We start from the raw sequence: 11,957 nt of genomic DNA, 5'->3' as shown, positions 1-11,957 counted from the left end.
CTTCCCCGAATGTATGGAGCGGGAGACGAGGCTCGAACTCGCGACCTCAACCTTGGCAAGGTTGCGCTCTACCAACTGAGCTACTCCCGCATGGTCCTGCTAACAACGTTCTGCTACTGCTTCACTACCTGATGCCCTACGCCAAAGCATCACACAAAACGCTGCTTCAAAAATCTGGAGCGGGAGACGAGGCTCGAACTCGCGACCTCAACCTTGGCAAGGTTGCGCTCTACCAACTGAGCTACTCCCGCGTTTTGATGCTAATTACTACGTATTTGCCACTCAATTACAACTCATTTGCTACCTACTGCACTCCGGCTCAAACCTGCGTGCGTCGGAGAAACGAGATTATGTATAAAGCGCTGAAACGTGTCAACCCCTTTGACGCGGGTCTTCTTCGGAACAGTTTTCGCTCACACGATCCCGCCCCGTTCACGAATCTGCGGCCACGCGAGCTTCATGTAGTAAAGCATCGACCAGATGGTCAGGAACGCCGCGAGCAAAACGAGCCACATGCCCCACACGCGCGTATCGATCGCAAAACCAGGTGCAAGGGGTAGCGGGCCATAGAACAGCAGCATGGGAATCGCGATCATCTGGCAAGTGGTCTTGAACTTGCCGAGCGAATTCACAGCAACGCTCTTCGAGGCGCCGATCTGCGCCATCCATTCGCGCAACGCCGAGATGGCAATCTCACGGCCGACGATCACCAGCGCGATGGCCGAGTCGAGTCGCGCCAGCTGCACCAGCACGAGCAGCGCGGCAGTCACCATCAGCTTGTCCGCCACCGGATCGAGAAACGCGCCGAATGCCGAGGTCTGATTCCACTTGCGGGCGAGGTAACCGTCGAACCAGTCAGTCAACGCAGCCAGGATGAAAACCGTCGCGGCCGCCAGATTGCGGTGTGCGGGGCTCATCATCATGTCCGGCAAATAAAACACGCCGACGACGAGCGGAATCAGAACAATCCGCAGCCACGTCAGGAAAATCGGGAAATTAAACGGCATGGGCAGGCGCAGGGTCTGACAAGAGAGGAGTTGCAATTGTGCCGTGTCATAAGGCCTGCCACAAGCAAACACGCGCCAAACACACGGCAAACCGGCCGCAAACGGCACACAAACATCGGTCAAACTAACATACGAGACGCTGCGCGGATGCCGCGCGCCCACCAAGGGTCGCGCCGCATCCGCGCAATCAGTGCAATTGCCGATAAATCTGCTCGGCGAGCGAGCGTGAAATCCCCTCGACACTCGCGAGATCGTCGATGCTCGCCGCCACCACCCCGCGCAGGCCGCCGAAGCGCGCAAGCAGGCGCTGACGACGCTTCGCGCCGATGCCCTCGAGCTCTTCGAGGCGCGAGGTTTGCCGCGTCTTGGCGCGCTTCGCGCGCATGCCGGTGATCGCAAAACGGTGCGCCTCGTCGCGAATCTGCGCGACCAGCATCAAGGCCGCGCTTTCCTTGCCGAGTTCGAGAGGCGCGCGGCCGTCCGCGAAAACCAGCGTTTCGAGGCCGACCTTGCGTCCCTCACCTTTTGCGACACCGACCAGCATCCCGCAATCGAGACCCAGTTCGGTGAACACCTGGCGCGCAATCTCCACCTGACCCTTGCCGCCGTCGATCAACACGATGTTCGGCAAGGTGCCGCCAGCGGCCGGTTCGACGGCATCGGCCGCGAGGACGGGATCGGCTGCGGGGTCTGCGGGCTGCGCGAGCGCTTCGTCCGCAGCGTTCGCGGCGGCTTGCGCCACCATTTTTTCATAACGACGTGTGAGTACCTGGCGCATGGCGGCATAGTCGTCGCCGGGCGTAATGCCGGTGATGTTGTAACGCCGGTACTCGGACGACTGCATCTTGTGATGGTGATACACCACGCACGATGCCTGAGTAGCCTCGCCCATCGTGTGGCTAATGTCGAAGCATTCGATCCGCAGGTGCGCGAGGTCGTCGCATTCGAGGCTAAGCGTATCGGCGAGTGTGCGCGTGCGCGATTGCTGCGAGCCCTGCTCGGACAACAGCCGCGCCAGCGCGAGCCGCGCGTTCTGCTCGGCCATCGCGAGCCATGCGCGCTTTTGGCCCTGAGGCTGGCGCAGCACCGTGACCTTGTGGCCCGCCTGCTCGATCAGCAGATCGACCAGTTCGCGGTTCGACGGCGCGTGACTGACGACGAGCACTGGCGGCACGCGGTTGCCCAGGTAGTGCTGGGCGATGAAGGCTTCGAGTACTTCGGATTCAATGCCGGTCGCGAGAGTGCGTGAGCGCTTACCGGAGGATGTCGCGGCGGGTTCGTCGTCCGTTTCGAGGATTTCGTCGTCGGACTCGGCGGCTTCGTCGTCCGTCCCAAGGGTTTCGTCGTCGGGCTCATCGCCTTCGTCATCCGTCCCGGGGATTTCGCCGTCGGACTCAATGGTTTCGTCAAGTTCGTCGCTCTCAGCAACCAGGTCCTGCGCTATCGCCAGCGCATCAATTGTGTCGTCAAAATCCGTCGCCTCGGCTCTCCGCTTCGCCACTACGCTCGCCAACGCGGCCTCCTCCGCCACCCGCAGGCCCTGCGCCACCGCCGCCTTCAGCACACCTTGCGCATCGGCATCTTCGTCTTCGAGACCGCCTTCATCAATGGTCAACGCGCTTTCCACATGTGCCGGGAAATACGCCTTGTCACCGAGATGGCGTCCGCCTCTCACCATCGCGAGGTTCACACACACGCGGCCACCCAGGGCGACGACCGCGAGAATGTCGACGTCACTATCGCTGCCCACTTCAATCGCCTGCTGATGCAGCACGGTCGAAAGCGAACTCATCTGGTTGCGAACCGCTGCGGCCTGCTCGAACTTCAGCTCCCCAGCGAACGCGTGCATCTTTTCCTCGAGCTCCCTCATCACTTCGCTCTGCCGCCCGAGCAGGAAGCGCGAGGCATTGGCGACATCGCGTGCGTAGTCTTCCTCGTTGACCGCGCCCACGCACGGCGCCGTGCAACGCCCGATCTGATGCAGCAGGCAAGGCCGCGTGCGGTTGTTGAACACCGAGTCCTCGCAGGTGCGCAACTGGAACACGCGCTGCAGGATCTGGATGCTCTCGCGCACCGCCCACGCGCTCGGGAACGGTCCGAAGTACTGGTTCTTGCGGTCCACCGAACCACGGTAGTACGCCATGCGGGGAAACTTATGGCCGGTCAGCTTCAGATACGGGTACGACTTGTCGTCGCGAAACAGGATGTTGTAGCGCGGCGTGAGGGCCTTGATCAGGTTGTTTTCGAGCAGCAGCGCTTCGGCCTCGGAACGCGTGACCGTGGTTTCGATGCGTGCAATCCGCGTCACCATCATTGCGATGCGTGGCGACAGCAACGTCTTGGTGAAATAGCTCGAGACACGCTTTTTCAGGTCGCGCGCCTTGCCCACGTACAGCACTGCGTCATGCGCGTCGTAATAGCGGTAGACGCCGGGCAGATGCGGTAGCTGCGCGAGCACCTTCTTCGGCTCGAATGCCTCGGGAGCTTCGGGAGTGTCAGGAGCTTCGGGAACGTCTGAATAGGTCATGCAGAATCGGGCTGAGCACCGCGGCAAAGGTTCACGCGGAGATTGGGGTGAGTGCTTTAGAATCGCCAGTTTAGAACATTCCGCACGCGTCCGAGACCCGGATGCCGGCCATCATGCCCTCCGCCCGCCCGCCCGCGTCGCCCCCGCCGCTCCCGCAAGCCGCGGAGTCGGCGTCCGCGCTGACACAGACGCCAGCAAACGCCGCCATCGCCTGCGATATCTTTTGCGCCGTGATCGACAATTTCGGCGATGTCGGCGTGTGCTGGCGTCTGGCACGGCAACTGTCGAGCGAGCACGGCTGGCAGGTGCGCGTTTTCGTCGACGACCTCCACGCGTTCCAGAAGCTCTGCCCGGCGCTCGCCGTCGATCGCAGCCGCCAGACCGTAAGCGGCATCGTCATCGAGCACTGGCACGAGCCGGCTCACGTGGGCGACACGCTAGAGGTGGCGGACGTCGTCATCGAAGCGTTTGGCTGCGAAATACCGCACGTCTACGTGGCCGCGATGGCCCGCCGCGAACGCGCGTCCGTGTGGCTCAATCTGGAATACCTGAGCGCCGAAGACTGGGTCGCAGACTTTCATCTGCGCCAATCGCCGCATCCCCGCTTTCCCCTCACCAAGACGTTCTTTTTCCCGGGACTCGGCGCCGGGACGGGCGGTGTGCTGAAGGAGCGCCATCTGGACGCCGCCCGCGCAGCCTTCGAAGCGTCGCCTCAGGCGCGCGACGCCTGGTGGCGCCAGGCGACCGGCCAACCCGCACCCGGCCCGGACAGCACAGTCATCTCGCTCTTTTCGTACGAGAATCCAGCCGTCGACAGCCTGCTCGAACAGTGGCGTGACGGCCCCACGCCCATCGTGCTGCTGGTACCGGAAGGCCGAATTTCAGGTGCGATTGCACGCTTTTTCGGTCTGCCACCGACCTCGTTCACGGCAGGTTCGCACGTCGAGCGCGGCAACCTGCGCGCCCACGCGTTGGCCTTCACCGAACAGCCGACGTACGACGCGCTGCTGTGGGCCAGCCACCTCAACTTCGTACGCGGTGAAGACTCCTTTGTCCGCGCCCAATGGGCAGCGCGCCCGTTCGTCTGGCATATCTACCCGCAAGCCGACGCCGCTCATCTGCCGAAGCTCGACGCCGCTCTTGCCCACTACACCGACCCGTTGCCCGCCGAGGCCCGCGCGGCGCTGGCGCGCTTCTGGCACGCGTGGAACGGCGCTGGCAGCCCTGACTGGGCGGATTTCCAGCGCCACCGCACGGTTATCGAGCGGCGCGCGGCCGAATGGGCGCGGGAACTGGCGGCGCTCGGCGACCTCGCCGGAAATCTGGCCGAATTCACAAAAAGTCAGTTAAAATAAGCGGTTATCCCACGGCCGACGACGCAAGCGCGGCACGATGGCGGCGCGTCCAGGCGCCGAGGTGTGATCAGCGCCGAGTCCGCTTGCGCCGTATGCCGTTGAGCACAGTTGAAGCTACTTATTTCGTACAGGACAGTTTTATGAAGACCGCACAGGAACTCCGCACCGGCAACGTCGTGATGATCGGCAGCGACGCGATGGTCGTGCAAAAAGCCGAATACAACAAATCGGGCCGTAACTCCGCCGTCGTCAAGATGAAGTTCAAAAACCTGCTGACCGGCGCAGGCATGGAAAACGTGTACAAGGCCGACGACAAGTTCGACGTCGTCCTGTTGGAACGCAAGGAAGTGACCTACTCGTACTTCGCTGACCCGATGTACGTGTTCATGGACGCCGACTACAACCAGTTCGAAGTCGAAGCCGAAATGATGGGCGACGCCCTGCATTACCTCGAAGACGGCATGGCTTGCGAAGTCGTGTTCTACAACGAGAAGGCGATCTCGGTCGAACTGCCCACCACGCTGGTCCGCGAAATCATCTACACGGAACCGGCTGTGAAGGGCGATACGTCGTCGGGCAAAGTCCTGAAGAACGCCAAGCTGAACACCGGCTTCGAACTGCAAGTGCCGCTCTTCTGCGCCATCGGCGACAAGATTGAAATCGACACGCGCACCCACGAATACCGCAGCCGCGCCTGAGCTACACCAGGCGCAGGAACCTGCCAGGCTCGCCCCGCAACGCTGCGGGATCCGGGCCGAATTAAAAAAGCGCCCTCTTGGGCGCTTTTTCTTTTTTCCGTGACCGTGTATGGTTGAGGAAAACTTTACCGGTACGGTTTTCGATTTTGCCAACCTGATTGCATCGCGGAACGCATCACCTGCGACAAACCATTGATAAGCTTAAGTACTTGTTGATGGCACGCTCCCTGCTTCCAAGAGAACAGGCCTCGGAGGCTTTTTCTTTTTTCTCACTATGTGGAGACGCGCCATGAACAACGACATCGCTGAAGGCAAATGGAAGCAAATCATCGGCAAAGCGAAGACCGCGTGGGGTGAACTGACGGACGACGAGTTGACCAAGGCCGAAGGCCGCGCCGACAAACTCACCGGGCTGATTCAGGAGCGCTACGGCAAAACGCGGGAAGAAGCCGTGCGGGAAGTAAACCGCTTTTTCGACGCCAACCGGGATTGACCATGCGTGGCGCTGTATTCCGTGAGGAACAGCGGACGACCCCATCGCACCCCTGCCCGTTGCCGGAATACCGGTGGTGCGGCGCGGGCTTCCAACCATCTAAAAACTAGCGCTAGCCATGCCACATGCCCTGATTGTAGAAGACGATCCCAATAGCCTGTCAGGCCTGTCAGCGATCCTCGCCGCCGACGGCTTTTCCGTCGACACCGCGACGACCCTCGCAGAAGCGCGGGCTGCGCTGACGCTCTTCATCCCGGACGTAGTGCTGGTCGACCTGAATCTGCCCGATGGCAGCGGACTCGATCTGCTGCAGCATCTGCCCGCGCAACCACCGGGGGGCGCGTTGCCTGTCATCGTGATGACCGGCAACGCCACCGTCGAAAGCGCGATTGAAGGTCTGCGGCACGGCATCTGGGATTACCTGCTCAAGCCGGTCAACATCCCGCGCCTGCGCAGCCTGCTGGCGCGTATTCCGCGCCCGTACGAACTGACCGAAGAAGTGCAAACCTTACGCGCCACGCTGCGCCAGCTCGGCCGATTCGGCCCCATGCTGGGCAGAAGCGGAGCCATTCAGCACGTGTACGACATGATCGAACACACCGCGCCGACCGAGGCTGCCGTCCTGATCTCGGGCGAGGTGGGCACAGGCAAGGAAGTCACCGCACGCACGCTGCATGAGATGAGCCGGCGCCGCAAAGGGCCGTTCGTCATGTTCGATTGCCGCACAGCGGCCAATCACGCGGCGAACCATTCGCTGGATAGCCTGCTGTTCGGTCACGAACGCGGCGCATTCAGTGGTGCCGAGCAACGCGAGCAAGGCCTGTTCGAACAGGCAAGCGGCGGTACGTTGTTCATTGACGAGATCGCCGAATTGCCGCGTCCTCAACAGGAGGCGCTGTTGCGTGCGCTCGATTCGCAGACCTTCATGCGGGTTGGCGGCACGCATCAGGTGGTCACCGATTTCCGGCTGGTCGCCTCGACCCGCAAGGCGCCGCGCGCGGCGGTAGCCGACGGCAGCCTGCATGGCGATCTCGCGCTGCGCCTTGATGCGGCAGCGGTCGCCTTGCCGCCGCTGCGCGAGCGCGGTGACGATGCTGCGTTGATCGCGCAATCGCTGGTCGACGAGCTCAATCGCGAGGCCAGTTCGCACGGCTCTGCCGATTCGACCAAGCAGATCGGGCCGAACTTCTTGCGCGAATGCCTTGCGTATGAGTGGCCGGGGAACGTGCGCGAACTGCAGGATCGCGTCAGGCGCGCGTATCAGGCGTCGGGCGACGTGCTCGAAACGCTGCGCGCCGATGAAACCGGTTCGGGTGGCATGCGCGATCTGAATGGCAGCCGGGTACAGGTGACCGTCGGCACGCCGCTGGCGGACGTGGAGGAGATGCTGATCCGCGCCACACTCGACGCGGTCGGCGGCACGCGGCATCGCGCTGCGTCGCTGCTGGGGATCAGTCCGAAGACGCTATACAACAAGCTGCAGCGGATGCGTTTGAACTGATCCGCTGCATGCCGTGATATGCAGTTGGCAAAAGGTCGGCGCAATGGCGCCGACCTTTTGCTTTTGGTCGTAGCACGGCTACCAGACCATGCGACGTCACGTGGCGTCGCGTGGCGTGATACCCGCTACACCACGCACTCAGGCAAATGCACTGCGCAACAAGCTCTGCGCCTGCAGATACTCCGGCTCGGCCACCAGCTTGCTCCACTTAAGCGCCTTGCCGCGCGGACGCATCCGGCTCAGGCGCGCCTGCGATTCCTTCGACGGCGTGAAGCGCAGCGCGTCGAGTACCTTCTCTGCTTCCTCCGGCTGATTGCAGATCAACACCATGTCGCATCCCGCCTGCAATGCTGCGGTCGCGGCTTGGGTGAGCGTGCCACCTTGGCGCGCGGCCTCCATCGAAAGATCGTCGCTGAAGATCGCGCCGGGAAAGCGAAGCTTGTTACGTAACACGTCCTGCAGCCAGACACGCGAAAAACCCGCTGGCTTCGCATCCACCTGCGGATAAATCACGTGCGCCGGGATCACCGACGCCAGCGTCAGCCCCAGCCAGTCGTACGGCGCCACGTCATCACGCAGAATGGCCTCGAGAGGACGGTCGTCCACCGGCATCGCGACGTGCGAGTCCGCGTGGGCAAATCCGTGTCCGGGGAAATGCTTGCCGCAGTTCGCCATGCCGGCCAGCGCGAGACCGTGATTGAGACTCTTCGCGAGCATCGCCACCACGCGCGGATCGCGATGGAACGCGCGATCGCCGATCACCTGCGACTGGCCGTAATTCAGATCGAGCACCGGCGTAAAGCTCATGTCGACACCGCATGCCCGCAATTCAGCGGCAAGGATGTAGCCGACCGCCGTGGTGACCTTGGTGGCGTGCAGAACGTCCGAGTCCCACAGCGCGCCGAGCTTGCCCATCGCCGGCAGCACGGTAAAGCCATCGGTGCGGAAACGCTGCACGCGGCCGCCTTCGTGGTCGACGGCGATCAGCAGGTCGTCACGTTCGGCGCGGATCACATCGGTCAGCGCAGCCAGTTGTGCGCGGTTCTCGTAGTGGCGCGCGAACAGGATCACGCCACCAGTCATCGGGTGCGCGAGGCGGCGCTTGTCGTCGTTGGTCAGCGTTTTGCCGACCACGTCGAGCATCACCGGGCCTGGATTGGTTTTCATCGGATTCCGCAAAAAGAGAAAATGAAACGCGGGGAAAGAAGACGCGGCTTGCCGACGCCGCGCCGGGAGAAATCAGGGGGTAACGGAATCGACAGACGAAGTGGACGCTGCGGATCCGGCTGAGTCCGCCGTCTCCGCGATCACGAAGGAGACCGCATAGTCATGCTCGTCGCTGATGGTCACGCGCGCTGTGATGCCGCGTGCTTCGAGCCATACGGCCAGCTCGCCCGAGGCCACCACCACCGGCTTGCCGCTCGGCTCGTTGAGGGTCTGCAGCGCGCGCCAGGTCATCGGCCAGCGCATGCCAAGGCCGATCGCTTTCGAGAAGGCTTCCTTGGCAGAAAAACGGGTGGCGAGAAACGCAAGACCGCGCACCGCCGAACGGGCCTGGCGCGCGTGATAGATGCGCAATTCGTCGGCGCCGAGCACCTTCTCCGCGAAGCGCCCGTTGGTGCGGGTCATGACTGCCGCCACGCGACTGACCTGAACGATGTCGGTGCCGATGCCGTAGATTGCCATGCGTGGAGAAGTCCTCGTTGCTTAGGGTTGCGGCGGGTCTGCTAAGAGTATGAACAATCAGCAAACAGCGCCAGGCGCGCCCGAAGGCGTTAAGCGTGTGCGGCCAGACGTGCGGCGACCATGATCGCCTTCATCTCGCGCACCGCATTCTCCCAGCCCGCGAAAATCGCGTGCGCGACGATCGCGTGGCCGATATTCAGTTCGACAATGCCTTCGATCGCCGCAATCTGCTGGACGTTCGTATAGTGCAGGCCATGACCGGCGTTCACCTTGATGCCGAGCGACAGACCGAATTCGACGCTGCGCACCACGCGCTCGTATTCGCGCTGTTGCTCCGCCGGGTCGTGCGCTTCGGCATAGCGGCCGGTATGCAACTCGATCACCGGCGCGCCGGCTTCGTGCGCGGCGCGAATCTGCGTTTCTTCCGGATCGATGAAGAGCGACACGCGCGAGCCCGCCTCGGCCAGTTGCTTGCACGCGGCGCGCACAGCCTCGAACTGGCCAGCGACATCGAGGCCGCCTTCGGTGGTCAGCTCTTCGCGCTTTTCCGGCACGAGGCAAACGTCGTGCGGTTGCACTTCACAGGCGATATCGAGCATCTCCTGCGTCACTGCGCATTCGAGATTCATGCGCGTCTTGAGTAGCGGACGCAACTTGCGCACGTCGGCGTCGACGATATGCCGGCGATCTTCGCGCAGATGCAGCGTGATCGCATCGGCGCCGGCCGCTTCGGCGTCGAGCGCCGCGCGAATCGGGTCAGGGTAGGAGGTACCGCGCGCATTGCGCACCGTAGCGACGTGATCGATATTCACGCCCAGGTCGATCACATTAGGCGACGTAAGAAAGAAGCTCATAAGTTCTGCAAGTCGATCAGGATCTGGCGCGTCGCGAGCGGCGTGCCGCCAAGGTAAGTGTTGAGCAGAAAGCGCATCAGCGTTTTGCTTTGCGCCACGGTCTGCGCACGATGGTAATCGTCCGCTTCCATATCGAGCAAGGTCTGGCCGGCAACTACCGGCCACTGCGCGGGAAGATCGTCGGAGGCTTCACGCACGCCGCGTTCCGGATCGAACACGTAGCGCCCCTCCGCCACTACCGCCTTGCGTGCGACCGTGCGGTTGAGCGCCATGGCGTAGCCGGTTTCGCGCAGCAGTACGCGTTCGAACGAGCGCAAGACCTGCACGGCCGGTTCATCGTGCGCGAGGCGCGCCAGCGTGACGACGTAGTGCTGGAACAGTTGGGGATGCGGATCTTCGCGGCCGCAGAATTTGACCAGCAATTCGTTGACGTAGAAGCCGCACAGCAGCGCGTCGCCGGCAAGCGGCAACATGCCGCCTACCCATTCGGCGCCGGTTAGCGTGCGGACTTCGGATTTGCCGGACCACGATAGTGCTAGCGGCTGGAACGTCTGCAGCACGCCGCGCAACGCGGAGTGCGGGCGCTTGGCGCCCTTTGCGACGAGGGCGAGACGGCCATGATCGCGCGTCAGCACGTCGATGATCAGACTGGTCTCGCGATGCGGGTAGCTATGCAGCACGAACGCCGGCTGCTCGGTGACCTTGTACTCGGAACCGGAACTGCGCGGCGTCCGGCGCGCCGGTGTCTTGCGCGCTTCGCCGCTGGTCGACACGTCTGCGTCCGATGCGTCGCCGGCTGAGCTACGCGGCGTATTGCGCGGCGAGCTGCGGGTAGAAGAACCCGCGGATGCTGAAGATGACTTCTTCGACGCACGAGCTTTCGATGGCTCGCGCGCCGACGCGCCCGGCTCGGTGTCGTCCGGTTCAGCGTCCGATTGCAGCGTCATCCACGCGTCATTCGTACCCATACGCGCGGAGTCCGGCTTCGTTGTCGGCCCAGCCACTCTTCACCTTGATGAAGGTTTCCAGATACACGGGGCCGTCGAACAGCTTTTCCATGTCGAGGCGCGCTTCGGTGCTGATCTGCTTCAGTTTGGCGCCCTTCTGACCGATGATCATCGCCTTGTGCGTGTCGCGATCCACCATGATGGTCGCGAAAATGCGGCGCAGACGACCTTCGGTCTCGAACTTCTCGATCAGCACGGTGCTGGTGTAGGGCAGTTCGTCGCCAGTCCAGCGGAAAACTTTCTCGCGCAGGATTTCGGCGGCAAGGAAACGCTCGCTGCGATCGGTCAGGTCGTCTTCGCCATAGATCGGCGAGCCTTCCGGCAGGAACGGCTTGACGGTTGCCATCAGACGCTTGATGTCGTCCGGATTCTTGGCTGACAGCGGCACGATCTCGGTGAACTGGTGCAGCGCGCTCACCTGCTGCATGAACGGGAACAACGAATCCTTATCCGAGACGCGGTCGAGCTTGTTGGCGATCAACAGCGTGGGCACCGAAGGCGGAATCAGGTCGAGCACCTTCTGGTCGTCCGGACCGAAGCGGCCCGCTTCGATCACGAACAGAATCGCGTCGACCGAGGTCAGCGTCGAAGTCACCGCGCGATTGAGCGAGCGGTTCAGCGCACCGCTGTGCTTGGTCTGGAATCCAGGTGTGTCGACGAAGATGTACTGCGCGTCTTCGAGCGTGTGAATACCGGTAATGCGATGGCGCGTCGTCTGCGCCTTGCGCGACGTGATACTGACTTTCTGGCCGACCAGCGCGTTCATCAGCGTGGACTTGCCGACGTTGGGGCGGCCGACGATCGCGACCATGCCGCAGCGGAAACCAGT

At 62.7% G+C, this 11,957-nt stretch carries 11 protein-coding genes and 2 tRNA genes; 4 read left to right on the top strand and 9 right to left on the bottom strand.

All coding sequences use genetic code 11. The features are described from left to right. Positions 1 to 14: 14 nt before the first annotated feature. From M0954_RS01020 to uvrC, 4 genes are all read right to left on the bottom strand, one after another. Positions 15 to 90, bottom strand: a tRNA-Gly gene (locus M0954_RS01020). A gap of 85 nt (positions 91 to 175) precedes the next feature. Further along, positions 176 to 251, bottom strand: a tRNA-Gly gene (locus M0954_RS01015). Between the two features lie 162 nt (positions 252 to 413). After that, complete coding sequence (pgsA, locus tag M0954_RS01010) at positions 414 to 1,007, bottom strand: CDP-diacylglycerol--glycerol-3-phosphate 3-phosphatidyltransferase (protein ID WP_074263858.1); 594 nt, start codon at positions 1,005 to 1,007, stop codon at positions 414 to 416. A gap of 187 nt (positions 1,008 to 1,194) precedes the next feature. Next, positions 1,195 to 3,534 carry an excinuclease ABC subunit UvrC gene (gene uvrC, locus M0954_RS01005; RefSeq protein WP_123385726.1) on the bottom strand — a complete coding sequence of 780 codons (2,340 nt, stop codon included), beginning with the start codon at positions 3,532 to 3,534 and terminating at the stop codon, positions 1,195 to 1,197. Between the two features lie 113 nt (positions 3,535 to 3,647). On the opposite strand from uvrC, the gene earP reads away from it, so the two are divergent. The 4 genes from earP to M0954_RS00985 all read left to right on the top strand — a co-directional run bounded on the left by earP (position 3,648) and on the right by M0954_RS00985 (position 7,581). Next, complete coding sequence (gene earP, locus M0954_RS01000; protein WP_297351160.1) at positions 3,648 to 4,889, top strand: elongation factor P maturation arginine rhamnosyltransferase EarP; 1,242 nt, start codon at positions 3,648 to 3,650, stop codon at positions 4,887 to 4,889. A gap of 140 nt (positions 4,890 to 5,029) precedes the next feature. Then, positions 5,030 to 5,587 carry an elongation factor P gene (gene efp / locus M0954_RS00995; RefSeq protein ID WP_122152031.1) on the top strand — a complete coding sequence of 186 codons (558 nt, stop codon included), beginning with the start codon at positions 5,030 to 5,032 and terminating at the stop codon, positions 5,585 to 5,587. A 289-nt stretch (positions 5,588 to 5,876) separates the two neighbouring features. Then, on the top strand, positions 5,877 to 6,080 hold the full coding sequence (locus M0954_RS00990; RefSeq protein ID WP_297351158.1) for a CsbD family protein: 204 nt from the start codon (positions 5,877 to 5,879) through the stop codon (positions 6,078 to 6,080). Positions 6,081 to 6,198: 118 nt separating this feature from the next. After that, on the top strand, positions 6,199 to 7,581 hold the full coding sequence (locus tag M0954_RS00985; RefSeq protein WP_297351156.1) for a sigma-54 dependent transcriptional regulator: 1,383 nt from the start codon (positions 6,199 to 6,201) through the stop codon (positions 7,579 to 7,581). A 138-nt stretch (positions 7,582 to 7,719) separates the two neighbouring features. Here the strand turns inward: M0954_RS00985 and nagZ are convergent, their stop codons facing one another. The 5 genes from nagZ to era all read right to left on the bottom strand — a co-directional run. Further along, complete coding sequence (nagZ, locus tag M0954_RS00980) at positions 7,720 to 8,748, bottom strand: beta-N-acetylhexosaminidase (RefSeq protein ID WP_297351154.1); 1,029 nt, start codon at positions 8,746 to 8,748, stop codon at positions 7,720 to 7,722. A gap of 72 nt (positions 8,749 to 8,820) precedes the next feature. Continuing rightward, positions 8,821 to 9,267 (bottom strand): holo-ACP synthase, encoded by a 447-nt coding sequence (gene acpS, locus M0954_RS00975; protein WP_122152034.1) that lies wholly within the window; start codon positions 9,265 to 9,267, stop codon positions 8,821 to 8,823. 89 nt (positions 9,268 to 9,356) lie between these two features. Further along, the gene (gene pdxJ, locus M0954_RS00970; protein ID WP_297351152.1) at positions 9,357 to 10,121 is read right to left on the bottom strand and encodes a pyridoxine 5'-phosphate synthase; all 765 of its coding nucleotides are present in this window, start codon (positions 10,119 to 10,121) and stop codon (positions 9,357 to 9,359) included. Continuing rightward, positions 10,118 to 11,089, bottom strand: coding sequence for a DNA repair protein RecO (recO, locus tag M0954_RS00965; RefSeq protein ID WP_297351150.1), 972 nt, complete (start codon positions 11,087 to 11,089; stop codon positions 10,118 to 10,120). The genes pdxJ and recO overlap by 4 nt, the downstream gene beginning before the upstream one ends. Continuing rightward, positions 11,076 to 11,957 (bottom strand): GTPase Era (gene era, locus M0954_RS00960; RefSeq protein WP_297351148.1); only part of this gene is annotated, 882 nt, incomplete at its 5' end. The genes era and recO, both read right to left, overlap by 14 nt.

It is taken from the genome of Paraburkholderia sp., assembly GCF_026225065.1.
In the GTDB taxonomy this organism is placed as follows: domain Bacteria; phylum Pseudomonadota; class Gammaproteobacteria; order Burkholderiales; family Burkholderiaceae; genus Paraburkholderia.
This window is presented reverse-complemented; position numbering and strand designations above follow the sequence as displayed.

What these genes read in the sequence shown, in the direction of transcription:
- pgsA (WP_074263858.1), bottom strand. Translation starts at nt 1,007, where the DNA reads ATGCCGTTTAATTTCCCGATTTTCCTGACGTGGCTGCGGATTGTTCTG.
- uvrC (WP_123385726.1), bottom strand. Translation starts at nt 3,534, where the DNA reads ATGACCTATTCAGACGTTCCCGAAGCTCCTGACACTCCCGAAGCTCCC.
- earP (WP_297351160.1), top strand. Translation starts at nt 3,648, where the DNA reads ATGCCCTCCGCCCGCCCGCCCGCGTCGCCCCCGCCGCTCCCGCAAGCC.
- efp (WP_122152031.1), top strand. Translation starts at nt 5,030, where the DNA reads ATGAAGACCGCACAGGAACTCCGCACCGGCAACGTCGTGATGATCGGC.
- M0954_RS00990 (WP_297351158.1), top strand. Translation starts at nt 5,877, where the DNA reads ATGAACAACGACATCGCTGAAGGCAAATGGAAGCAAATCATCGGCAAA.
- M0954_RS00985 (WP_297351156.1), top strand. Translation starts at nt 6,199, where the DNA reads ATGCCACATGCCCTGATTGTAGAAGACGATCCCAATAGCCTGTCAGGC.
- nagZ (WP_297351154.1), bottom strand. Translation starts at nt 8,748, where the DNA reads ATGAAAACCAATCCAGGCCCGGTGATGCTCGACGTGGTCGGCAAAACG.
- acpS (WP_122152034.1), bottom strand. Translation starts at nt 9,267, where the DNA reads ATGGCAATCTACGGCATCGGCACCGACATCGTTCAGGTCAGTCGCGTG.
- pdxJ (WP_297351152.1), bottom strand. Translation starts at nt 10,121, where the DNA reads ATGAGCTTCTTTCTTACGTCGCCTAATGTGATCGACCTGGGCGTGAAT.
- recO (WP_297351150.1), bottom strand. Translation starts at nt 11,089, where the DNA reads ATGGGTACGAATGACGCGTGGATGACGCTGCAATCGGACGCTGAACCG.